This window comes from Aerococcus urinae (genome assembly GCF_001543175.1).
GTDB classification, from domain to species: Bacteria; Bacillota; Bacilli; order Lactobacillales; family Aerococcaceae; genus Aerococcus; species Aerococcus urinae.
Window position 1 is genome coordinate 1148803 of the sequence record NZ_CP014161.1, and the last position, 21369, is coordinate 1170171.

General features: G+C 37.5%; 23 protein-coding genes and 1 tRNA gene. 8 read left to right on the plus strand and 16 right to left on the minus strand.

Annotated elements, in window-relative coordinates; all coding sequences use genetic code 11:
* Positions 1–82: 82 nt before the first annotated feature.
* The 5 genes from AWM73_RS05235 to AWM73_RS05255 all read right to left on the minus strand — a co-directional run bounded on the left by AWM73_RS05235 (position 83) and on the right by AWM73_RS05255 (position 3599).
* Complete coding sequence (locus AWM73_RS05235; RefSeq protein WP_060778394.1) at positions 83–985, minus strand: ribokinase; 903 nt, start codon at positions 983–985, stop codon at positions 83–85.
* A 165-nt stretch (positions 986–1150) separates the two neighbouring features.
* A complete protein-coding gene (locus tag AWM73_RS05240; RefSeq protein ID WP_060778395.1) occupies positions 1151–1675 on the minus strand; it encodes a VanZ family protein in 525 nt (174 codons plus the stop codon).
* Positions 1676–1704: 29 nt separating this feature from the next.
* Positions 1705–2529, minus strand: a complete 825-nt coding sequence (locus AWM73_RS05245) for an HAD family hydrolase (RefSeq protein WP_060778396.1) — start codon at positions 2527–2529, stop codon at positions 1705–1707.
* Positions 2510–3286, minus strand: coding sequence for a DeoR/GlpR family DNA-binding transcription regulator (locus AWM73_RS05250; protein WP_060778397.1), 777 nt, complete (start codon positions 3284–3286; stop codon positions 2510–2512). The genes AWM73_RS05245 and AWM73_RS05250 overlap by 20 nt, the downstream gene beginning before the upstream one ends.
* Before the next feature lie 241 nt (positions 3287–3527).
* Positions 3528–3599: transfer RNA gene (locus AWM73_RS05255), tRNA-Glu, on the minus strand.
* Positions 3600–3801: 202 nt separating this feature from the next.
* Here AWM73_RS05255 and AWM73_RS05260 point away from each other — a divergent pair.
* The 3 genes from AWM73_RS05260 to AWM73_RS05270 all read left to right on the plus strand — a co-directional run bounded on the left by AWM73_RS05260 (position 3802) and on the right by AWM73_RS05270 (position 7077).
* The gene (locus AWM73_RS05260; protein ID WP_060778398.1) at positions 3802–6333 is read left to right on the plus strand and encodes a M1 family metallopeptidase; all 2532 of its coding nucleotides are present in this window, start codon (positions 3802–3804) and stop codon (positions 6331–6333) included.
* A gap of 196 nt (positions 6334–6529) precedes the next feature.
* The gene (locus tag AWM73_RS05265; protein ID WP_060778399.1) at positions 6530–6856 is read left to right on the plus strand and encodes a DUF6442 family protein; all 327 of its coding nucleotides are present in this window, start codon (positions 6530–6532) and stop codon (positions 6854–6856) included.
* The gene (locus AWM73_RS05270; RefSeq protein ID WP_060778400.1) at positions 6856–7077 is read left to right on the plus strand and encodes a helix-turn-helix transcriptional regulator; all 222 of its coding nucleotides are present in this window, start codon (positions 6856–6858) and stop codon (positions 7075–7077) included. Before AWM73_RS05265 ends, AWM73_RS05270 begins: the two co-directional genes overlap by 1 nt.
* Before the next feature lie 44 nt (positions 7078–7121).
* Here AWM73_RS05270 and AWM73_RS05275 read toward each other — a convergent pair whose 3' ends face one another.
* Positions 7122–7988, minus strand: a complete 867-nt coding sequence (locus tag AWM73_RS05275; protein ID WP_060778401.1) for a PPK2 family polyphosphate kinase — start codon at positions 7986–7988, stop codon at positions 7122–7124.
* A 277-nt stretch (positions 7989–8265) separates the two neighbouring features.
* Between AWM73_RS05275 and AWM73_RS05280 the strand changes: the two genes are divergently transcribed.
* On the plus strand, positions 8266–8496 hold the full coding sequence (locus tag AWM73_RS05280; RefSeq protein WP_060778402.1) for a DUF2188 domain-containing protein: 231 nt from the start codon (positions 8266–8268) through the stop codon (positions 8494–8496).
* Positions 8497–8520: 24 nt separating this feature from the next.
* Here the strand turns inward: AWM73_RS05280 and AWM73_RS05285 are convergent, their stop codons facing one another.
* The 4 genes from AWM73_RS05285 to AWM73_RS05300 all read right to left on the minus strand — a co-directional run bounded on the left by AWM73_RS05285 (position 8521) and on the right by AWM73_RS05300 (position 11188).
* Positions 8521–9042, minus strand: coding sequence for a 3'-5' exonuclease (locus AWM73_RS05285; RefSeq protein WP_060778403.1), 522 nt, complete (start codon positions 9040–9042; stop codon positions 8521–8523).
* Positions 9043–9180: 138 nt separating this feature from the next.
* Complete coding sequence (locus AWM73_RS05290; RefSeq protein WP_060778404.1) at positions 9181–10455, minus strand: PTS ascorbate transporter subunit IIC; 1275 nt, start codon at positions 10453–10455, stop codon at positions 9181–9183.
* Positions 10452–10736 carry a PTS sugar transporter subunit IIB gene (locus AWM73_RS05295; RefSeq protein ID WP_060778405.1) on the minus strand — a complete coding sequence of 95 codons (285 nt, stop codon included), beginning with the start codon at positions 10734–10736 and terminating at the stop codon, positions 10452–10454. The genes AWM73_RS05290 and AWM73_RS05295 overlap by 4 nt, the downstream gene beginning before the upstream one ends.
* A complete protein-coding gene (locus AWM73_RS05300; protein ID WP_060778406.1) occupies positions 10733–11188 on the minus strand; it encodes a PTS sugar transporter subunit IIA in 456 nt (151 codons plus the stop codon). The genes AWM73_RS05295 and AWM73_RS05300 overlap by 4 nt, the downstream gene beginning before the upstream one ends.
* Positions 11189–11842: 654 nt before the next feature.
* On the opposite strand from AWM73_RS05300, the gene tnpB reads away from it, so the two are divergent.
* On the plus strand, positions 11843–12193 hold the full coding sequence (tnpB, locus tag AWM73_RS05305; RefSeq protein ID WP_060778064.1) for an IS66 family insertion sequence element accessory protein TnpB: 351 nt from the start codon (positions 11843–11845) through the stop codon (positions 12191–12193).
* 57 nt (positions 12194–12250) lie between these two features.
* Positions 12251–13888, plus strand: coding sequence for an IS66 family transposase (gene tnpC, locus AWM73_RS05310; protein ID WP_060778063.1), 1638 nt, complete (start codon positions 12251–12253; stop codon positions 13886–13888).
* A gap of 146 nt (positions 13889–14034) precedes the next feature.
* Here tnpC and AWM73_RS05315 read toward each other — a convergent pair whose 3' ends face one another.
* The 6 genes from AWM73_RS05315 to AWM73_RS09060 form a co-directional block, all read right to left on the minus strand.
* Positions 14035–14901 carry a DNA adenine methylase gene (locus tag AWM73_RS05315; protein ID WP_060778407.1) on the minus strand — a complete coding sequence of 289 codons (867 nt, stop codon included), beginning with the start codon at positions 14899–14901 and terminating at the stop codon, positions 14035–14037.
* 10 nt (positions 14902–14911) lie between these two features.
* Positions 14912–16618 carry an ATP-dependent nuclease gene (locus tag AWM73_RS05320; protein ID WP_060778408.1) on the minus strand — a complete coding sequence of 569 codons (1707 nt, stop codon included), beginning with the start codon at positions 16616–16618 and terminating at the stop codon, positions 14912–14914.
* Positions 16619–17207: 589 nt separating this feature from the next.
* On the minus strand, positions 17208–18101 hold the full coding sequence (locus AWM73_RS05325; protein ID WP_144435190.1) for an IS3 family transposase: 894 nt from the start codon (positions 18099–18101) through the stop codon (positions 17208–17210).
* Positions 18097–18756, minus strand: coding sequence for a helix-turn-helix domain-containing protein (locus AWM73_RS05330; protein WP_144435191.1), 660 nt, complete (start codon positions 18754–18756; stop codon positions 18097–18099). The genes AWM73_RS05325 and AWM73_RS05330 overlap by 5 nt, the downstream gene beginning before the upstream one ends.
* A gap of 426 nt (positions 18757–19182) precedes the next feature.
* Positions 19183–19674: a hypothetical protein gene (locus tag AWM73_RS05335; protein WP_060785031.1), complete on the minus strand. Its 492-nt coding sequence runs from the start codon at positions 19672–19674 to the stop codon at positions 19183–19185.
* Positions 19675–19789: 115 nt separating this feature from the next.
* Entirely contained in the window at positions 19790–19933 is a 144-nt protein-coding gene (locus AWM73_RS09060; RefSeq protein WP_156417358.1) for a hypothetical protein, read from the minus strand.
* Between the two features lie 820 nt (positions 19934–20753).
* On the opposite strand from AWM73_RS09060, the gene AWM73_RS05340 reads away from it, so the two are divergent.
* On the plus strand, positions 20754–20999 hold the full coding sequence (locus AWM73_RS05340) for an AbrB/MazE/SpoVT family DNA-binding domain-containing protein (protein WP_060778410.1): 246 nt from the start codon (positions 20754–20756) through the stop codon (positions 20997–20999).
* Complete coding sequence (locus AWM73_RS05345; RefSeq protein WP_060778411.1) at positions 20993–21325, plus strand: type II toxin-antitoxin system PemK/MazF family toxin; 333 nt, start codon at positions 20993–20995, stop codon at positions 21323–21325. The genes AWM73_RS05340 and AWM73_RS05345 overlap by 7 nt, the downstream gene beginning before the upstream one ends.
* Positions 21326–21369: the final 44 nt, after the last annotated feature.

Genomic DNA, 21369 nt, shown 5'->3' on the forward strand with positions numbered 1-21369 from the left:
TATTTTACCACAGCTTTTAATCCAAAGATGATCGGCCTATAATCTTTACAATTTCCTAAATTTTTAGACCTTGAAAAAAAACTTAAGCCTCAGAGTATGATTCAAGGTCTTTAGGATAAGGCATGGCGGTTTGGGCACCTACCTTGGTGGTTGATAGGGTGGCGGCAACCGAAGACAGGCGGAGGGCCTCTTCCAGAGGAGTACCTTGAGCCATTAAAGCAGCGAAGGCCCCATTCATGGTGTCCCCTGCCCCAGTCGTATCTTTGACATCTGCTTCAATCGTTGGAATCGAAAGCACTTGCCCCTCTTTAACATAGGAAATTCCTTGGGAACCCCGGGTAACAATCAATAAGGCCTCATGGGCTTGGCTCCACTCTAACATGGCTGCTTCGATTTCCGAATCGTCGATGTCTCGACCTAACATGCCGGCAAATTCAGTTTCATTAGGAGTGACAATATCTGCCAGATCGACAAATTCATTAATGCCTTGGTCAAAGGGAGCTGGGTTTAAGATGGTCTTGGCCCCTTTTTCTCGTGCGATTGAGAAAGCCTGCTTAACGGTGGCTAAGGGAACTTCTAATTGAGCGAGGACAATGTCATCTTCCTCAACCAAATCAGCAAAGTCTTCACCGACTTCAACTAGACCATTAGCTCCCGGCAAAACCACAATAGAATTATCTGCTTGAACGGAAAAAATAGCCGCCATTCCAGTGAAAATATTCTTTTCCACCTTGATATGGTCAGTAACTACCCCTTCCTTCTTGAGATGCTTAAGGGCCTTGTCACCAAAGGAATCGTCGCCGACACTGCCAACCATCCGTACATCGCTAGCTAAGCGGGCAGCAGCAACGGCTTGGTTAGCTCCCTTACCACCCATAAAGTAATTCACCGTGTCACCTAAAATGGTTTCTCCGATCCGGGGCAAGCGGTCAGTGACCATGGTCATATCAATATTAATGCTACCAACAACAATTACTTTACTCATTTTGCTCCCTATCTTTCTATTCTTCACGCAACTTTTATGATGAGACACAAGTTATGCTTTTCATAACTATAGCGCAATCGCTTACAATATAATCACCTTAAGTTTATCATCTTTTCTAGCCGCTAACAAGCTAGCTATCAAGTCTTAAAAGGGCATCCATTGGGACTAAATTGGGCCTTGACTTTCCTTGATCCAACCCTTTTTCGAAAGCCAAGAAAAAACTAAGATCGTCAGCAAGATAAAAGTCAAGGCGCCACAGGTATCTAGGTAGACATCAGCCAGAAGCCCGGTTCGGTTGGGGGTAAATATCTGCCGCAATTCATCAAAAGCTGCATAGCCAAAAGTCAATAAGGCCGCTAAAGGAGCACGGACTGTTGTCCTTTTGACATCGATTAATAAGGATAGGTAGGCGAGGCTAGCCAGACTGCCAAAAAGGACAAAGTGAGCCCCCTTACGGATAAAGAACTCAATAAAGGCATAGTAGTCGCGAGCTTGAAGCGATATTTCCTCTCCGGCATAGGAAAAAGAAAGACCACTTAATAAACTTTCACCTGGATGATTGGCTAGGGCCGACTCCAAAAGTGGGATTAGACTCTGATCTTGGTAGGAAGTAGCGGAACTCGGAAAAGTCAAGACGAGTAAGAGAATTAAAGCAATAAAGGCAAGGTTTCGGATTTGTTTTAAGGTCACAATAGGCTCCTTTGAAATTAATAATTGTCTTATAGTACCCATTTAATGAGGGCCTGACTCACCCCATGGTCATCGTTAGAGCTAGTAATATCATCGGCAGCCGCTTGAACTTCCTTAGGTGCGTTAGCCATAGCAATTCCTAGCCCAGCTAATTGAAGCATGGGGATATCATTAAAATTATCACCAATAGCTAAACAATTTTCAAGCGGGACTTGGTAGACTTCCGCAATTTCTCGTAAGGCATTTTCTTTGGAGACACCCTTAGCGGTAACTTCTAGGTAATTGTCCTTAGAGAGGTAGAAATCACAATGTTTGAAATCCAGTGCCTTGAGATAGTCTTCTAAGTGACTAATCTTAGTGGGCTGGTCAATCAGGAGAAACTTATTTATGCCAACCCCCTCTTCAAGTAAAGACTGAGGATCTTTAATAATCGGTTTGTCCTGGGTAATCGCAGCTTCTTCATCCGTCCAAGGGCTCCTAGCATTAGCATACCAGTCCGCTCCGGCATAGGGATTGATGGAAACCGTGGGAAATTGACTTTGGAGGATGTCAATCAGTTTTCCGGCTTCATTAGGATCAATCACATGGTTCACCAGGGCTTGGTCGAGTTTTTTCGGGTTACTTGGCACAATTAGGGCCCCATTATAAGTCGCGATTGGGTTCTGGTCGAGTTCCAATTCCTTGGCTAAGCCATACATGCCTCGGGGCGATCGCGCAGAAGCTAAGACAAAGGGAATCCCTTGCTTTTGAAGAGCTTTTACCTGATCCTTCAATTGGTCATCGACCTGGTGGTTAGAATCGAGAATGGTTCCATCAATGTCACTGATCACCAATTTAATCTGAGCTTGCATCATGATCTTCTTCCTTTCTGTCGGTTTCAATGACTTCCAATCCATTAATCTTTTTAATCGCTGGGAGAGCTTGGGTTGTGATTAGATAATCGATTTCTTCCAGGCTTCCCGCTTGGTAGTGGCCGTTTTGTTGGAATTTCTCCGCTTCGGCTAAGAGAACTATACTTTGCGAATTTTTGAACACTAGCTCCTTAACCTGGCAGTCGGCTTGGTCATCATAGGAGATTTTTCCATCCTTTAGTCCCGCAGCGCCAATAAAAGCCACATCAAAATAGAGCTGGTCAAGTTGTTTGAGAGTGTCTAAGTTGGAAAAGAAACGATTCTTTGAGTAATACTTGCCGCCTAGGAGGTTAAAGTCCACCCCTTCTTTGTCACTAAAAATGAGGGCATTATCTAAAGAATGAGAATAAACTGTCATAGATTCTTCACTTATTTGGGCCAGTTGACTAACGACGGTAGAGACATCGAAGAAGTAAAAGCCCCCCTTTTGAAGAAATTTCTTTGCCCCTTGAGCAATAGCTCTTTTGGCTTGGGTTGATTGCTTAGAGCGACTTTGATAAGGAGCAATGACTGGCACTTGCTTAGGCAAGATTAAGCCCCCATGGGTGCGGTGAGCGAGTCCCTGGTCTTCGAGTAGATTAAAATCCCGGCGGATCGTATCTCTAGAAACACCCAAAGCTGAAGTCATTTCCTTAGCCGTTAACCGCCCCCTGTCTTTTAATTCTTTCATTATTAATCTTAAACGTTCCTCTTGGTACATAGCGGCCCTCCTTCTGCGATCTTTTTACTTGCTATCTTTATTCTAGCATGATTTTATGTATTTGTAAGTGATTTTAAGTAATTATATGCTTTTATCATTGTTTTTAAGTATCGATAACTTAGTGAGCAGTCGTTCTGTTTTAGAAATCTAGTCGTTTCTACTAACTTTTTAGCGGACATAAAAAAGAGGCCCCAAGAATGCTTTAAATTCAACATTCTTGAGACCTCTATTGAAATCATTATCACCCGGGCGGGATTCGAACCCGTGATTCCGCGCTGAGAACGCGGCGTCTTAACCCCTTGACCACCGGGCAGTGTATTGTGTCATCGCTTGACGACAGTAACTAGAATACGCCTGATCTTTTCATTTGTAAAGACCTAATTTTAATGAATATGGCTTTTTATAATCAATAATGAAAAGAAAGCTGAAAAATTTGCCTAAATCCCATATAATTACTACTATAAGGGATGAATAATCCGTATAATTAACGAAACCAATTTAGGGGAGGTTTTTCTATGACAGAAAATCAACGTCTACTCGACCAGTTTGTTCCTGACCACTATGACATCTATTTGGACATTAGCCGCCAAGATAAGCGTTTTAGTGGAACAACCACCGTTAGTGGCCAAACTAAGGGTCAAGACATTGTGTTAAACCAAAAATATTTAACCACGGAAAAGGTCACTGTGGATGGGGAATTAGCTTCTTTTTCACAAGATGACCAAGCAGAAACCTTAACTATTGCTAATGATAAGGAAGGTCAGGTAGAAGTCGCAGTGACCTACCACGCTAACCTCACCGACTCCATGATGGGAATTTATCCTTCTTATTATGAAGTGGACGGTGAAGAAAAACAGTTGGTCGGCACGCAGTTTGAGACTACGTTTGCCCGCCAGGCCTTTCCTTGTGTGGATGAACCCGCTGCTAAGGCTACTTTTTCCTTAGCCATTAAATTTGACGAACAAGCAGGCGAAACGATTATCGCCAACCAACCCGAAGTCAAATGTGAAAACGGCGTTCACTACTTCGAAGAAACCGTCCGCATGTCCAGCTACCTGATCGCCTTTGTCTTTGGCGACCTGCAAAAGAAAATTACCCATACTAAGTCCGGAGTTGAAATTGGTGTCTTTGCCACTAAGGCTCACGCTCCTAAGGAACTTGACTTTGCCTTAGACATCAGTAAACGGTCGATCGAATTCTTCGAAGAATTCTACGACACCCCCTACCCGCTGGAACATTCCTACCAAGTTGGCCTACCGGACTTTTCTGCTGGAGCCATGGAAAACTGGGGGCTAGTAACCTACCGGGAAGCCTATCTCTTAATCGATCCGGATAACGCCTCCCTACCAACCAAACAATTAGTGGCTACCGTGATCGCCCACGAACTCGCCCACCAATGGTTCGGTAACTTAGTCACCATGAACTGGTGGGACGACTTATGGTTGAATGAATCTTTTGCCAATATGATGGAATATGCGGCTATCGATGCCCTTGAACCAGAGTGGAAGGTCTGGGAACTCTTCCAAACTTCCGATGTGCCTGCTGCTTTGGAACGTGATGCAACAGATGGCGTCCAATCGGTCCATGTTATGGTCAACGATCCAGCCGAAATCGACTCCATCTTCGACCCGGCCATTGTCTATGCCAAAGGAGCCCGTCTCTTAGTCATGGTGCGTTCCTTATTAGGTGACGACGACCTTCGTAAGGGGCTCAAGGCTTACTTTGAAAAACACCAATACGGTAATGCCAAGGGCCAAGACCTCTGGTATGCTCTATCACAAGCTTCTGGCTTAGATATTGGGGCAATTATGGATTCTTGGTTAGAACAACCTGGCTATCCAGTGGTATCCGCTAAGTTAGTGGACGGCGATTTAGTCTTAAGCCAAGAACAATTCTTTATTGGCCAAGGCCAAGACCAAGGACGTCTCTGGCAAATTCCACTCCAAGCCAACAACGACCAAGTGCCAGAAATCATGACCGAGTCAGAAATCACAGTTTCAAACTTCAAAAAAGGCGACCAAGCCTTAAGACTCAATGTCGGAAATAACTCTCACTTTATCGTTGATTACGATGAAGAACTCTTAAAGGACATCATTGATGAATTAGACCAATTAACCGCTATCGATCAACTCCAAGTCTTACAAGACTTAAACCTCTTAGCTAAGGGTGGTCGCTTATCCTACGCGAAAATTATTCCTTTATTGGACAAATTAGCTAAGGCTGAATCAGCCATTGTCCATGAAAAGATTGCTGCAATCTTATCAGTATTAAAAGACTTTGCCCGTCCAAAGAGTGAAGAAGAAGCAGCCATTAAGGAATATATCCGCTCACTCTACCATGACCAAGTTGAAAAGCTAGGCGTAGAAGCTTGGGTAGGCGAAAGTCTGGATGACGAATTGAGTCGTCCAACGATTTTGGCCGCTTCTCTCTATGCTGAAGACAAGATGGTCATTGAGGGCCTCCATGAACTTTACTTAAACTCTGGTGGTGGAGAAAACAAGGAAAAACTACCCGCTGACCGTCGTGCCCTGCTCTTGAAGAATGAAGTGGTTAACTACGGTTCTGATGACCTCTGCCAAGACTACCTCACCGCCTACCAAAAATCAGCTAATCCAAGTCTCAAGGCTGACCTCCGTCAAGCTCTGACTGCTTCTAAGGATGAAACCTTCTTAGACCAAATCGTGGGCCACTTCCAAGAAACCAATGTGATTAAGCCCCAAGACTTACGGGCTTGGTATCGTGGCGTCTTAGCTAACCCAGCTGGAGAAGAAAAAGCCTGGAACTGGCTACGGAATAACTGGGACTGGTTAGAAGCCAAAGTCGGTGGCGATATGGAATTTGCCACCTACATCACGGTTACCGCAGGCGTCTTTAATACTGAAGAACGCCTAGAAGAATTCAAGGACTTCTTCGAAGAAAAAGTCGATGTCCCTGGACTAGGACGTGAAATCCGCATGGATATCAAGGTCATTGAAGGCCGGGTAGACTTCATCAAGAAGGAAAAAGATGCTGTTTTAAGCAGTGTCGAAACCGCAAATAATAAATAACAAAATAAAATAAGTCTGCCAGCCAGCATGGACTGAAGAATAAAAGCAGAGCATTGAAAGGTGCTTCTGCTTTTTTCTTAGCTAAAATATTCAAAGGATCAAAGAAATAGCATATTAACCATATGATTTGACAAGTATACTTGGCATGTTATCATAAAGGTGCGCCAAGTGTACTTGGCAAGAAAGGTGGAAAAATATGAAGGAAGAAGAAAAAGAACGCATTCTAGCTAAATATCGCTCAGACAATCAGGATGAATATCAGCAACACCTGATTAAGAAAGCCGACGACTATGGTTTCGCCGCTATGTGCGTGGTAGCCATTATTTTGATGGCCATCAAAGCCATTAACGGACAGAGCATTGCTGATATTGAAGTCATCTTATTTACCTTTATATCGGTGAATTTCTATAAAAGGTATAAAATTAGTCAAGAAAAATCTGCCTTAATCCTCTTAATCTTTACCTCTGTACTAAATATTGCCTTTTTCTTACGCTTTATACATTTTAGCTTTGGGGCAGCCTAATGGATAAAGAATTAATCTTACACAACCGTCTCAAAGCCATCCGCAAAGAAAAAGGCCTGAGTCAGCAGGCCTTAGCCGACATGATCGGCGTCTCACGGAACTCGATTTCATCGATTGAAACTGGGCAATTCAACCCCACCGCTAAACTAGCCCTCATCCTGTGTATCGCTTTAGATTGTCAATTTGAGGACATGTTTTATTTTGAAGATGATCTTTCCTAAAGAAAAACGTCTAGTTTTAAAGCTAGACGTTTTTCGACTTTAACTTATATCTCATTATTTCGTAATTGTTCAATGATTTGATTGGCCTTTTCTTGTTCTTCGTCTGAGAAAGTTGGATATTGCGGGTCGATTTTTTCAATGACATCAATTAAAGCTTCCGTCGCAACCTTCCGGGCTAACCAAGGATTGTCAGCGGTCAAAATGTACCAGGGCGCATAGTCACACGCCGTGTTTTGTAACATCTTCTCAAAAACTTCCTGGTAGAGGTCCCACTTCTTGCGGTCTTCAATATCTGAGAAAGAAAATTCATGGTTCTTTTCTCGCTCTTCAATCCGTTCTAAGAGGCGTTCCCGCTGCTTGTCTTTGGACATATGGAAGAAGAATTTGACCACTGGAAAACCATTTTCACACAAGTATTTCTCAAACTGAAGAATTTGCTGGTAGCGCTTTTCGATGACTTGGGGATCATTACGAATTTCACTGGGTTGGTCGTCGGAATCCAGGGAATCATGAACTTGGGGAGCGATAATATCTTCATAGTAAGACCGGTTCAAAATCGCAATCGTCCCCCTTTCCGGCATCCCTTCATGCATGCGCCAGAGATAATCATGGGCAATTTCATTATCTGAAGGTTGCTGGTAGGAAGTCACCTTGAGGGCCTGGGGCTGTAAGGTGGAGAAAATATAGCGGATCAATTCATCCTTACCGGCCGCGTCCAAAGCTTGGAGAGTCACTAAGAGCCCATGGGTCCCCTCTGCGGTCAAGCGGTCATGCCAGTCGACTAATTGAGGGACCAAATCTTCATAGATCTCCTCTTTTAATTTATCGTCTTCCGCTTCACTCAAATAAGCCGTTTGAAAATCAGCCAGGCTGAAGTTACCGTCTGTCACTTTAAAATCTTTAAATTCCATGGCAGATCTTGTCCTTTCTTTACTTATCCTAAGTATTAATTACTTTTAATTTAACATGAAAACGTTTTTATAGTAAAAGAAAAGACTTAATAATACAATTTTAAAATATTTGCTTTTATTTTTCATCTAAAACACTCAAGTTAACACACAACATGTAGTGCTTAAATAGTTTTCATGTACTACATATTGACTTATTTAAATTAAGTGATAAACTATTACTAAGAAAAAACACAAAAATATTTTATTACATCTTAAATAAGATAAGGAGTAGTGAAAAATGGGTAAAAATCAGCATGTAACACCAAAAGGAGAAAAATGGCAATTAAAAGGAGCAGGTAATGATCGTGCAACTAAAATGTTTGACACGCAAGCACAAGCAGCTGAATATGGAAGGAAAGTAGCCAAAAATCAAAAATCTGAATTGTTAATTCATGGAAGAAATGGGAGAATACGCTCAAAAGATTCCTACGGAAATGATCCTTTTCCGCCTAAAGACTATGAAAATTAAATATACTAGCAAAAATTTATTCCCCTAGAAATTTCCCTTACGGAATTCTTCCAAGATCAAGGCAGTGGCCCGAGAATCATTGAGACTATCGTGGGCCCGGTTTTGGATGCCGTAATAAGCTTTGACGGTAGTTAATTTATAATTTTGCGTGCGAATAGGACTGAGACGGGCCATCTCTAAAACATCCATATGGGGAAGCGAACTCAGATCAATGCCAGTATTGGCTCTCAGCATAGGAATGTCAAATTTCTTACTATTATATCCAGCTAGGGGCAGGTCCTTAATAAAAGTCATAAAATCCTGGATTACCAGATCGATGGTTGGCGATAAATAAACATCTTCATCAGAAATCCCAGTCAACTGGGTAATCTTGGCTGGAATAGTACGCTCGGGATTGATTAATTGGTCAAAAGCGCCAATCTCCTCACCTCCCTTAAAATGAACAGCTGAAATCTGAATAATCTTACTAGAAAAGCCTAGCCCCGTTGTCTCTAAATCAAAGGCAACATATTCACTGGGGACTTGGGAAAAAATATTATATGTCATTTACTGAAGATCTCCTTTTTAGACAATCTATTCATTAACTAAAGATGGTCTTCTTAGTGGTAAGTCTATAGTATGAAAAATTTTCCGACTTGAAAAGAAAAACCACCCTTCTCCTGAAATAGAGAAAGGTGGTTGGGCTTAAATTCCTATTAGTCTTAACAGGTAACCTAACAAGGGGCCATAGAAGGCATAGTCAGTTTCAGCTAAGACCCGCATGATTTGGGCATAGTCCCCGACCATTGGTAAGAGGAGGGCTTGACCAAAAATCAGGATCAAACCATTGGTAAAGGAAGCGGCAATGGCTCCCCGTCTCCCACCAGTGCTATTACCAAAGATAGCCGTGATGGCACCGGTAAAGAAGGTCGGAATCAAAGCTGGAAAGACTGGAATCGGATAACCAATCAAACCTAAGACAAAGACACCCAAGAAACCGGCTAATAAGCTCATCAGAAACCCAACAATTACACTCGTCGGATGGTTTGGAAAGAGTAGAGGCACGTCGAGTCCTGGAATGGCGTTTGGAATTAACTTAGCGGAAATGCCATGGAAGGCAGGCACAATCTCAGCTAAAAGCATCCGCACACCAGTAATAATGACCGTAATCCACATCCCAAAAGTCAAACCATTAATTAAGCTAAAGGAGAAAATATCCTGCCCTTTAGAAACTTGATCAACCACAAAACTAGGCCCGGCTAAGAGGGAAAGTCCCAAGAATAGAGCCATCATCACTAAGGACAAGGCAATGGTCATCTCCCGCAAGAAGCCGAGTGACTTAGGAAATTGGATTTCTTCAATATCCCTGCTCCCTTTACCAACCACTTTTCCTAATAAGGCCCCAATCAAGAGACCGACTGAAGAGGAGTGAGCTAAGGTAAAGCCTTCCCCACCCTTGATGTTCTTCATAAAGGGATAAACATAGGCACAGGTTACGGTCAAGTAAATACCAAGAATAATAGCACCGATTAAAACAATGGCTGCGGTAGGCAGGCTGGTATTATATTTTAACAGGGCCGCAATTAAACCTGCATAGAAGAAAGACACATGGGCACTGAGGTGGACAAATTTCAAAGGCGTAAAACGAGCAATTAAAATATTAAGCACAAAACCCAAAGCAAAGATCAAGGCCATCTCGAAACCTACGCCTTCAAGTCCACCCATAGCTTGGTCCAGACTAGGCACATCGACATTCAAATTAAAGATCTTAATAAACATGGGTTGGAGTGGCAGTAAGGCCATTCCTAGGAACTTCCCACCTTCGTTAATTAAGAGAAAACCAATCATGGCCTTAATCACAGAGGAAACAATCTTGTCGAAGGATTTCTTTTGAATCAGGAGCCCAATTAAGCAGACCAAACCGATAATAAAGACGGCCTGGGAAAATATGGTTTGAATGAAATAGAGTAATAGATTCATCGAACCGCCTCCTCTTCGCTAACTAAGCTTAAGATTTGGCTTCTTAAATAAGCTTGGTCTAACATATTATCCATGATAATTAAATGCTTAACTTGTCCCTCTAAACGTTCCGCAAAGGCTGAAGAGGTAATAATGACATCGTAGTCATAAGGATTGAGTGAAGAAATGTCAGCCGCTTCGACACTGCCTGCAATCCCTTCATCCGATAAAATATTTTGGGCGAAAACTTTTAACATTACGCTAGAACCTACTCCAGCACCACATACCGTTACAAATTTCATAAGTCATATCCTCCTAAATCGTTTAAATCAGCTAAAATCGTTTCTTTATCGTTGGCTTGAAACCACTTTTGCTTCAAGGCTTCCGACTGCAAGAGCTCAGCTAGCCGCATAAGGGCTTCAAGGTGTTTTTGGCTATCAGTCGCACTCAAGCACAGCATTAAATGAACCGGATCATTACTAGGATGAGAAAAGACAATCGGTGTCTTGAAGGTCACCAGGCTAAAGCCCGTTGCTAAAGCCCCCTCTTCCGGACGAGCGTGGGGAAAAGCTATTCCCGGCGCAATCACAAAATAAGGTCCCTGCTTATGGTAGCGGTCAAGCATGGCTTGGGTGTAAGCCTGGGTGATTAAGTCACTTGCTTCTAACAAGTTGCCGCCAAACTGAATCGCTGCTTCCGGACTATCCAGTTCGACTTGCAGGGCTATGCGACTGGGTTGAATAAAATCTGCCATGGACTCTTCTCCTTTACTAATGACCAAGATACTTCCGGATGAGAACAGAAAAAAGCCGCATAGAAAGGTTAAGGAGACTTGTGTGAAAACTCACAGTCTCACCTAACTGCCATCTATGCGGCTTCATTCTCTTCGATTACATCCGGCATAGACTCCTCTTCAATTGGGGGTACCAAAATAAAGCGAGTCTAACCGTACTTAGTTATCTCACTTTATTCTATGCCAGCCTTGCCAAGAAATAAATACTAAAGTCATGATGTAATCTCCTTAATAATGTTTTGATTTACTGATAGTTTAGCCTGCCTAGGGCTTTCTGTCAACTTAGGAAAGGGGATCAACGGTGATCGGTTTTAGTGGTATTGTGATTTATTTTTAGGATTAGGTAAATTTTTACTGTTTTCGTGATGTTACTGCAGAAGAAAAGCCCTTGTTGAGCTCTGTTGGTGGAGCTGGCAAGGGCTGAATTTGAAATTACAGAATACCGTAATGCTTTTTATTATATTAAATTCGATTTATAAATAGCAATTATATATTATTAGTTATAACGAATATGTTATCTATAAATAAAATCCCTTTTGTAAGCGTCAAATAGAAACACGGCTATAAAATGTAAGCCCTCCAAACTATACTTCTAATAGTTAGGAGGGTTTTTATATGATTATTAATATGGATGACCTTCACCATATTTACATTGCCTACGGCAAAACCGATTTGAGGAAAGGAATTGATTCGCTAACAACTATTGTTCAGGAAGATTTTAAAATGGATCCGTTCAGTCAGTCATTATTTTTATTTTGTGGAAACCGCAATGATCGTTTTAAAGCACTCTATTGGGATGGCAGTGGCTTTTGGTTATTCTACAAACGATTTGAAGATGGTAAGATGCAATGGCCTAAAAGCCATAGAGAATTAAAACAGATTTCAAAGCAACAGTGGCAATGGCTACTTGAAGGTTTTTCTATCGAAAGTTCTGTGCGAAAAACACAAAAGAAAAAATTTTATTGAAATACCCATCCTCTAAAACAATTGGTAAAATAAGAAAAACGAGTGAGGAGGATGACTATGACTTTAAATCGAGAACAGCAATTACTTGAAGAAATTAAAGTATTGAAGAAAATGATCAATCATCAAAAACGTGTTATCGACAGTCAGCAGTCATCCATCGACAATAAGCAGAATGAATTAAATCATCAAAATAAACTATTGAAAAATAAAGAAGTAACGATTGCTCATCAAGATGAATTGATTCGTTATTTGAAGAAGAAACTCTATGGTCGTTCAAAAGAAAACTTAGTAAATAACAATCAGCTAAGCCTTTTTGAGATTGATGCTTGTGATTTGACCAGTGAAGAAGAGGATGAAGCAATCGAAACGATTAACTATCGTCGCAAAAAGCGACCAAAAGGTCGTAAACAAGTAGTGCTTGAACACTTTTCTGATTATGATCTTCATTACACATTAGAAGGTGAAGATCGCAATTGCTCTAATTGTCAACAAGAAATGGCAGAAATTGGCCAAAAGAAAATTCGCCAACAGTTACGCTACGTTCCTGCGGAAATTCGTTGTGAGAATGTTATTCAGCATAGCTATAAATGTACGAATTGTTCAGAATTAGCGGGTAAAGAGATGGTGATCAGTGCGGATGTCCCAAAACCTGTCTTTAATGGGAGCTATGCGACCGCAAGTCTTGTTTCCCACTCACTTCAACAAAAATATGAACTGAAAATTCCTGCTTACCGTCAGGAAGGTGAATGGGAAAAGATGGGCCTACCGCTTTCTCGTCAAACGCTCATTAATTGGCATGAAAAAGCTGCAGAATATTACTTTGAGCCGCTTTATCGACTGCTTTCTGGAAAGCTAATCAAACAGCCAGTCATCCATATGGATGAAACGAGTTATAAGGTCATTGAGCATGAGAAAGAAAAGACCTACTACTGGTTAGCGTGTTCTTCTCGAGAAACTCAGCAACAAATTTATCTCTATCACCATTCCCCTGGACGAAGCTTTAATGACCTTTCCGAAGGAATGGCTGACTATGAGGGTGTGATTCATTGCGATATGTGGCATGTCTATCCCAAAATAAATGGAGCGACTATCGCTGGTTGTTGGGCGCATCTAAGACGAAAGTTTTATGAGGCCTTACCACCTAAAAAATATCAAGGTCAATTTCTCAGCTCATGGGCAGTGAAACAATGTGACCAATTTTTCACATTAGAAAAGAAATGGCAAGATTTATCGATATATAAACGTCTAGATAAACGCCAGACAACTTTAAAAGTAAAAATTGACCACTTTTTTGAACGCCTTCGTCAGGAATCACCTACTGCTGGAGGAAAATTAGGAACAGCCATCGCCTATGCCCTAAAATATGAAGCTTATTTCAAAACATTTTTGGAAAATGGTGCGGTTGAAATGAGCAATAACCGGGCAGAGCGTGGCATAAAAGCACTCGTTATAGGGAGGAAAAATTGGTTGTTTTCTACCTCTTTTAAAGGTGCTCAGTATTCTGGAATCATTCTATCGATCATTGAAACAGCTAAGGCCAATGGCCTTGATCCTGAAAAATATCTCACTTTCCTATTAAGTGCCATGCCGAATGAAAAGACACTCAGTGAAAAAGTGCTTGAGGATTATCTTCCCTGGCATCCCGCTATCCAAGCGATCTGTCGAAAAAAATCAAAAAGAGAATTACTTAAATAACAAAAAATCTTGATCAGTTGAGCATACAAAGGATTTAAAAAATCCTCTTCGCTAGCTTATCAAGATTTTTTTGAATTCTATTCTCTTATTTGACGCTTACTCCCTTTTAAGCAATTTAACTGTTTTAAAAGCGTATTTCACAATTTTTATTGAAATATAACTTTATCAAAGCTTTCTACTTTAGTATTAGGACTATGAAATAAATATTCTTTTTCTTTTCGAACCTTATTTGCAGAATATTGAATTTTATATTCTAATGCAGGATAATTTTTATAAATGTCCTCAATATTCTTTTCATGGTCATAAGTAACTATCCATTTATATTCATCTAACATCTGTATATATTCATATAGTTCCTGATGATTTTTATGATTAAAAAAGTTCGCATATAAATTTTTACCCTGTTGATAATAAGGAGGATCAAAAAAAATAAAGAGATGTCTTTTATCTTTTTTAGACAATACATTATAAATTAAAGAATTAGCTTCTAAATTATATAATTCTACATTTTTCTTTTGATCATTAATGTTTATTATTTTTTTAATAAGAGCCTCTCTATTAAATCGGCAATCTATTTTATATTTTCCTTTTTGCTCATAACCTCCTATGGGACCACCACTGATAATACCAGAACGATTAGTTCGATTAAGAAAAAAGGTAGAAAATGCTAATTCAAGTGAATATTTATTCTCATGTACTAGGTCTTCATGAATATTCTTTTGATACTTCCACTCTTCAATAGTTATCGGAGTATTTCGAATTAAATTAATAAAATTATCTACGTCATATAGTATCGCATACCATATACTATAGATTCCAACATCTATATCATTAATAATGATAGAATTAACAGTATTTGAGAAAAGTAACTCAAGTCCAGCGCCAAAGCCGCCAGAAAATGGTTCACAGTAAGTTACATCTATCATATTATTTATTTTAATTAAATTGGTTAAAAATCCTGAAAGCTGAGTTTTTCCACCAGGGTATCTTAATGGTGATTTTGTAACAGGCATTAAATTCACCTCAAATCTTATCAAAGTATTCGTCTAATGTTATTTTTGGAATTTTATACTTTTTAACATAGATAGATTTTAATACTTCAATGATATTTTTCTTAAAATCATCTATTTCTCCTTCATGTTCTTCGGCCCAAACTCTGAAAGGGTTATATTTTACACTTCCATTAACAACTTTCTGAATATCTTTACTTTTGTAGAATCTTTTAAAAGATTCTCTAATAATTCCGTGTTTATTTGAATCATTTTTACTAAAAGTTTTTAGCTTATCTTTTAAAATTAGTGATTCATCCGATTTATCAGATGGTTGACCTATTATTTGAGATAATTTTTCATTCACCGTTTCATTATAAACTCTATTAAAGATTGGCTTTGTAAATTTATATGGATTTTTCCAATAATCATCATTTTTAAGTTTGTTAAACAAATATTCAAATAAAAGCTGATCTGGAGGCAAATTTCCTGGAAGAATTAGAAAATTTTTATAAGTATGATCAACTTCTTTATCCCCATCTAAAAAAACAATACTATCCGAGGTGAATTCAGGAACATCTAGATCATGTAATGTAGTTAGTTGTTCGCTACCCATTGATACTTTTAAAATATCCAAAAGCCCTTTAAGTTTTCGGCTCTTTATAATAGATTCAAAAAATTTCTTTGCTTCAATATCTTCGAGATAAACATTTATTTTCGGTAGTTTTAAATCACTATTTTTTATGTCTCGCGTAACTACATGGATATCTGCATCAATATCAGCCCAACTAGCTTCATTTTGAACAATAATCGGACCATATGTATTAGTCAGATAAACAGTTTTATAGTTCTTTTTATCTTTTTGTTCAAAAACTTCTTGAATTAAAGTTGGTGAGTGACTAGTCATTATAACTTGTACATTATAATTTTTTGAAAAACTTCTAAGTATATGAAAAAATTCAATTTGTGCAGCAGGAAATAATCCTGCATCAGCTTCATCAATCAATAGGATACCACCAGTATAATTTTCAAATTCCTGTTGTAGTTTTTTAAAGGATAGCATAGCCTTTACAAGTTGACCAACATTATCCTCACCAACTGAAATAGACTGATAATCATAGCTTTCATTATGTGGAGCCATTGATTCTAAATCTCCGGAAGTTGCAGTTACTTGGGTATTTTCTTGAAGTAAAATTCGATTTGAAAGTTGAAGTGCTAATCCCTGATTATCTCTTAGATACTCGTCATTAGTTTGTTTATAACTCCTATAAGCGATAGGTGTTAAACGATTTACACTAAGATAGATTAAAGGATAGGTTAAATTGCGATCATTATTTCCTCTTAATACCGGACGACTTCTACTTCTATCTTTTGAATCGTAAAGTTTAAGAGATAAATTATCTAATGTCTCCTTAGATATACCATCATAAAAAACCAAGTCGACATCCATAGTTCCTGGCAAATCATATTTTTCTGAAAAGCGGAAATGTTCACTAAATACACTTTCGTAATTTTTCCCTAGCAGAGTTTTATATTTTTTTAACCCATTTCTCTTTGGCTCTTTTTCTGAATAGTCTGTTGAAAAACTAAATACTTGAGCAATGATTCCTAAAATAGTAGATTTAGATGTACCATTTTTTCCACAAATTAATGTAACTCTATCTCCAAAGTCAATGTTGATATTTTCCAAGCCTCTAAATTTATTAATATGCATGCTTTTTAGTTTAGAATTATAACTCATCGTATCACCTTTAGCTTGATAGTTTGCGCTTTTTTAAAAATAAATTAAACTAAATTGTAACCTAATCAGCATATAATTCATCTTATTCTGAACATTTTTTCATTAATTATGATGATTTCTTACAAGTTTAATTTTTTGTTTTTCGATCTTTTTATTACTCTTGATAATATCATACTTTATATACTTGTGAATTAAGAACTATGATACTTAACCCAATGAAAAACCATAAAGAATCTTTTATGATACGATCTGAACTGCTCCCTGTCAAGTAGACAGATAAATAAATAAATTTTTTACCATGTGTGATCTTTGTCATGCATGGTTTTTATTTTAGATTTTAAAGTATTATTTATCAGTGAATAGGATGTTTCATAAAACTTAATCCGAAAGATAGTTTAGCGGTCAGGCTTGTTTGACAAGGAGGGAGCGTAAACAGCTTCAAGCCTTTATCAAGGTCCGCTCCGCTCTCCACCTTGACAAAGCCTATTAGCTGTTTTAAAAGATGGACAAGCCAAACAAGCCCAGACAGTCTAACTAAAACTAGATTTAATTTTAAATTTTTTAGCCAAACGGCTAATCACCTTTGGATTTAAGCTGGAATTTTAAGGCCCATATCCAGTGTGACACGTTCGGTGTTATAAAATTCGATGTAGCGTTTAATATCTTCTTCAAGTTGTTCAAAGCTTTCATAAGTTTTCAACCTATACATCTCTTCTTTAATAATGCCCCAGAAATTTTCCATTGGTCCGTTATCAATACATTTTCCTACGCGAGACATACTTTGAATTAACTGTTTTTCGTCAACAAAACGCTTAAAGAAATGCGAAGTATATTGGAAACCACGGTCACTGTGCAAGAGGGTTTCTGTAGGGATAAGTTCTTCTTCTACTTGAACAATCGTATCTTTAACAAGTTGATTGTTATTCCTTTGTGATAATTTAAAAGCAATAATCTTATTGGCTCCGTAATCAAGAATCGCACTTAAATACGCTTTGTAACTATAGTTATAGCCATATTTAAACTCTGTAATATCCGTCAACAACACCTGCATCGGTTCATAATCTTTATCAAATTCACGGTTCAACACATTTTCTGCAACGTGCTGAGGCTTACTTTTTTTGTAGTGATATCGCCTACGGCGAATAACAGATTTTAAACCCATTAATTTCATGAGACGATAGACACACTTATGATTGACCCGCGCATTCTTAAAGTGATTAAGATAAATGGTGATTCGACGATAACCATAGATGCCCTCATATTTATCATAAGCTTCTTGAATTAAAGTCATTAGCCACTGTAAACGTTGTTCTGTCTTGGATGGCTCTCGGTTGAGCCATTTATAATAAGCAGATCTACTGACACCTAGCGAATGGCATAAGAATGTTATTTTGTGTCCTTCCTGGCTTAATTTTTCGATTGTTTTGAACTCTGCTTGATATTTTGTCCGTCGGACATCAACTCTCTTTCCACTTCTTTCAATTTTTTAGAGCAGCATTTTCCGTTTCTAAGTATTCATTACGTGCTTTAAGCGCAGCTAATTCTGTACGTAACTTCTCTTCTTCATTTTGAATACTCATCGGTTTGCGGCGTCCTCTACTATCAATGAGCCCATTGGGACCATATTTCTTATACTTTTGGACCCATGAGTAAACATTATTGTAGGAAACTTTATGTTTTTCAGCAGTCTCTTTATAAGACATTCCTGTTTCAAGAAAATCTTTAACAATATCAACTTTTTCCTGATAGGTTTTCTTTTGGCTTTTCATTGTATACACCTCGGGTTTAGGGTGGTAGCCCTTTAATTCTTCCCTTTTAGTATACTTAGTAATCCAATTCCTTACAGTAGAAAAGCTAGGGATATTGTATTTTCTAGCAATTTTTGTAATTGAGATGTCTGTATTCAAGTATTCTTGAACGACGTTCTGCTTAAACTTTTCACTATAAGAATTATTCTTTGTCTGTGATTCCAGCCCTGCAAAGCCATGTTCTAGATATTTGAGATAATATTCTCTAAAGACAGATGAATGAATTGAGAGACCATATTGATCACAAAGCTCGGCATAGGAAGTTCCTTCTTCATAAAGATGGATATATTTAGCCAACTCTGCTGGTGAATGCTTTCTATTTGAACGCATAAAAACTCCCCCTAAAGTAGTTTTACTTTTTCAAGTGTCTACTTTAAGGGGAGCATACCAATCTTTCAAAACCATGTTTTTATTTTTAAGCAATAATATAATATTATATAGTAACTTCAAAGTTTCTACCATTCTAACTAATAATTTATAAATAACCAACCAAATAAAATTAATCTCTATATTCTTTTTTCATTAATATTTTCTTACAAAGAATAATTACTACCTGGATACTTAACAAATACCTTATTAGCTAATAGAAAATATTTTCAACTACTCCCCCAAAATTATACAATTTAAAAATATCAAAAGATTAAATAAAGGAATTAGAGCCAACTAAGCGGTTATTAACTGAATTGGAATATTACTAAAAGCTATACCGTAAAAAATAATTATAATATTAATGAAATAAGTTTTATGACTAAAGAGTTATATTTCTTTATATAAACCTTTTTTATCATTCTTATTAATTAACATGTCAAAATTTATAAAGAACTCATCTAAATGTCCAGGTAGCATAAACTTATTCTTTACTTGTAGCTCAATATTAAGTTTTTGATTTTCACGTAATATTTTCTTCAATCTTTCAAAATCAGTTTGAGAAAGACTATTATTTACTACCTTAATATTCTCACTTTCAGTATAATTAGCCATATTTATTTTTTTACCTATATCTGGCAACAAATCTTCAATTTCTTCAGCAAATTGCTTATCAACCATATTATTTTGTTCTAATAAAGATTCAAAATCATATTCTTCAATATCTCTATTTGATTCGTTCTTTAATTTTGCTACTTCATTATATAAATCAGTTAACTGCTCCCTATTTAAATTACATGCCTGAAATTGATTAATAGGACTTGGCAAAGACTCAACCTTCATTCCTAAACAACACAATGGAATACATTTTATTTTGTTCATCCAGGCTGCTCCCAATTCAAAATTTATCCATGGTCTATAAACTGACTTTTTACTGCATACGCTTATTAGCAGATTAGATGTCTTTAAATTATTTAATATTACTTCATTAAAATTGCTACCCAAAACTTAAACTTTCTGTATCTGATGATACAAAAATATCTAAGCCGTCATGAAAATTCTTTTGAATATTATCTTTTAGTTCAATCGCAAAATCATTATCTTCATGATAGAAAGAGATAAATATTTTAGGTTTTTTCATTTTATACATCTCCTTACTATGTTATATCTTACCCAAACTTAACTTACAGTTCAAGAACATCAGTTCTTCTTACTCAATAAAAAAACTCATACCAACAATATTTATTCTTCAGTAACACAATAAATAAAACACACCTAAATCTCATAGTAAATATCCCGTGTATAGATCTCATTATCCACTTCTTATAAGCCCTTGTCTCAGCAATTGGCAATAATAAATTCAGCATCAGCTATAAATTAATCGAGATCACAGTTATAGATGATAGTTACCTTAACACGGTTTATGTATAATCATAGGAAACCCCTCAGACATGATCCCTTCATTACTACTAGATAGGGTATTACAGAAGTTATAATAGTCTTCTTTTATGGTCAAAATGTAAATTAGTACTCTTATAGATCACGTAAAGACTGGATTAGTATTATAATTTATACAAGTATTGTTGACTTAAATAATAGAGCTAATCATACTTTGCGTGATATTTCTCCACAGGTGCTAAGTAATTAATCGACAACCCTAACTATGCAATAAATCATATAGCCAAAAGAATAATTAGAGAAGTTTTAACCGATCCTTATCTACGACTCCGATACTAACGTTAACTTGCTATACTACACCCTCAAATTAACCTTTATAACAGCCCTAGACATTGATGATTTTCAACCATGCCTTCTAATCTAATCAATCAATATTACCATTGGTTCTTAAATTATATAGTTAATTAAATTATTTGAATTATTCTAGCATCCCCCGTAAAATGTATATACATAATTATACCCCATGTGGGGTATATTTACTGTAGCTAAGAAAGGAGATTCTTATGCCTTTAACAATTAATAAATGGGGGAATAGTTCTGCTATTCGATTACCAAAACAGTTGCTTGAAGAATTAAATTTATCCCAAGGCGACAAACTGGATTATCAAGTGAAAGATGGTCAACTGATTATAAAAAAAATAACCGAAGTTCCTGAACTTACGGTTAAAGATTTGTTTGAAAATTATGATGGAGCTCCTGTTAATGAAAAGCCCGTATTATTTGAACAAAGAGGAAATGAAAAATGGTAAAAGTGAAGCAAGGATCGATTATCAAAATAAATTTAGATCCAAAACAGGGACATGAGCAAAAAGGCTATAGGCCCTATATTTGTTTGAGCCATGGTATTGTTACTAAGTACTCAAATATTGCCATTTTTGCACCGATTAGCAATACAAAAAGAAAATATCCCTTTTATGTAGAGTTAGAACAGACAAAAACAACTGGAAAAGTACTCTTAGATCAGTTAGTTACCATCGATTTTAATGCCAGAGACTATAATTATATCGAACAAGTCACAGATGATATCCTCATTGATTTATTAGCTAGGGTAAAAGTATTATTCGAAAAAGAGTAAGAAGTTACCGTGCTCTTACTGTTTTGTTTATGTTGAAGTTAATA

Excerpts from the sequence above, each read along its gene's own strand:
- AWM73_RS05235 (WP_060778394.1), bottom strand. The coding sequence starts at position 985 with ATGAGTAAAGTAATTGTTGTTGGTAGCATTAATATTGATATGACCATG.
- AWM73_RS05245 (WP_060778396.1), bottom strand. The coding sequence starts at position 2,529 with ATGATGCAAGCTCAGATTAAATTGGTGATCAGTGACATTGATGGAACC.
- AWM73_RS05250 (WP_060778397.1), bottom strand. The coding sequence starts at position 3,286 with ATGTACCAAGAGGAACGTTTAAGATTAATAATGAAAGAATTAAAAGAC.
- AWM73_RS05260 (WP_060778398.1), top strand. The coding sequence starts at position 3,802 with ATGACAGAAAATCAACGTCTACTCGACCAGTTTGTTCCTGACCACTAT.
- AWM73_RS05265 (WP_060778399.1), top strand. The coding sequence starts at position 6,530 with ATGAAGGAAGAAGAAAAAGAACGCATTCTAGCTAAATATCGCTCAGAC.
- AWM73_RS05270 (WP_060778400.1), top strand. The coding sequence starts at position 6,856 with ATGGATAAAGAATTAATCTTACACAACCGTCTCAAAGCCATCCGCAAA.
- AWM73_RS05275 (WP_060778401.1), bottom strand. The coding sequence starts at position 7,988 with ATGGAATTTAAAGATTTTAAAGTGACAGACGGTAACTTCAGCCTGGCT.
- AWM73_RS05280 (WP_060778402.1), top strand. The coding sequence starts at position 8,266 with ATGGGTAAAAATCAGCATGTAACACCAAAAGGAGAAAAATGGCAATTA.
- AWM73_RS05285 (WP_060778403.1), bottom strand. The coding sequence starts at position 9,042 with ATGACATATAATATTTTTTCCCAAGTCCCCAGTGAATATGTTGCCTTT.
- AWM73_RS05290 (WP_060778404.1), bottom strand. The coding sequence starts at position 10,455 with ATGAATCTATTACTCTATTTCATTCAAACCATATTTTCCCAGGCCGTC.
- AWM73_RS05295 (WP_060778405.1), bottom strand. The coding sequence starts at position 10,736 with ATGAAATTTGTAACGGTATGTGGTGCTGGAGTAGGTTCTAGCGTAATG.
- AWM73_RS05300 (WP_060778406.1), bottom strand. The coding sequence starts at position 11,188 with ATGGCAGATTTTATTCAACCCAGTCGCATAGCCCTGCAAGTCGAACTG.
- tnpB (WP_060778064.1), top strand. The coding sequence starts at position 11,843 with ATGATTATTAATATGGATGACCTTCACCATATTTACATTGCCTACGGC.
- tnpC (WP_060778063.1), top strand. The coding sequence starts at position 12,251 with ATGACTTTAAATCGAGAACAGCAATTACTTGAAGAAATTAAAGTATTG.
- AWM73_RS05315 (WP_060778407.1), bottom strand. The coding sequence starts at position 14,901 with ATGCCTGTTACAAAATCACCATTAAGATACCCTGGTGGAAAAACTCAG.
- AWM73_RS05320 (WP_060778408.1), bottom strand. The coding sequence starts at position 16,618 with ATGAGTTATAATTCTAAACTAAAAAGCATGCATATTAATAAATTTAGA.
- AWM73_RS05330 (WP_144435191.1), bottom strand. The coding sequence starts at position 18,756 with ATGCGTTCAAATAGAAAGCATTCACCAGCAGAGTTGGCTAAATATATC.
- AWM73_RS05335 (WP_060785031.1), bottom strand. The coding sequence starts at position 19,674 with ATGAACAAAATAAAATGTATTCCATTGTGTTGTTTAGGAATGAAGGTT.
- AWM73_RS09060 (WP_156417358.1), bottom strand. The coding sequence starts at position 19,933 with ATGAAAAAACCTAAAATATTTATCTCTTTCTATCATGAAGATAATGAT.
- AWM73_RS05340 (WP_060778410.1), top strand. The coding sequence starts at position 20,754 with ATGCCTTTAACAATTAATAAATGGGGGAATAGTTCTGCTATTCGATTA.
- AWM73_RS05345 (WP_060778411.1), top strand. The coding sequence starts at position 20,993 with ATGGTAAAAGTGAAGCAAGGATCGATTATCAAAATAAATTTAGATCCA.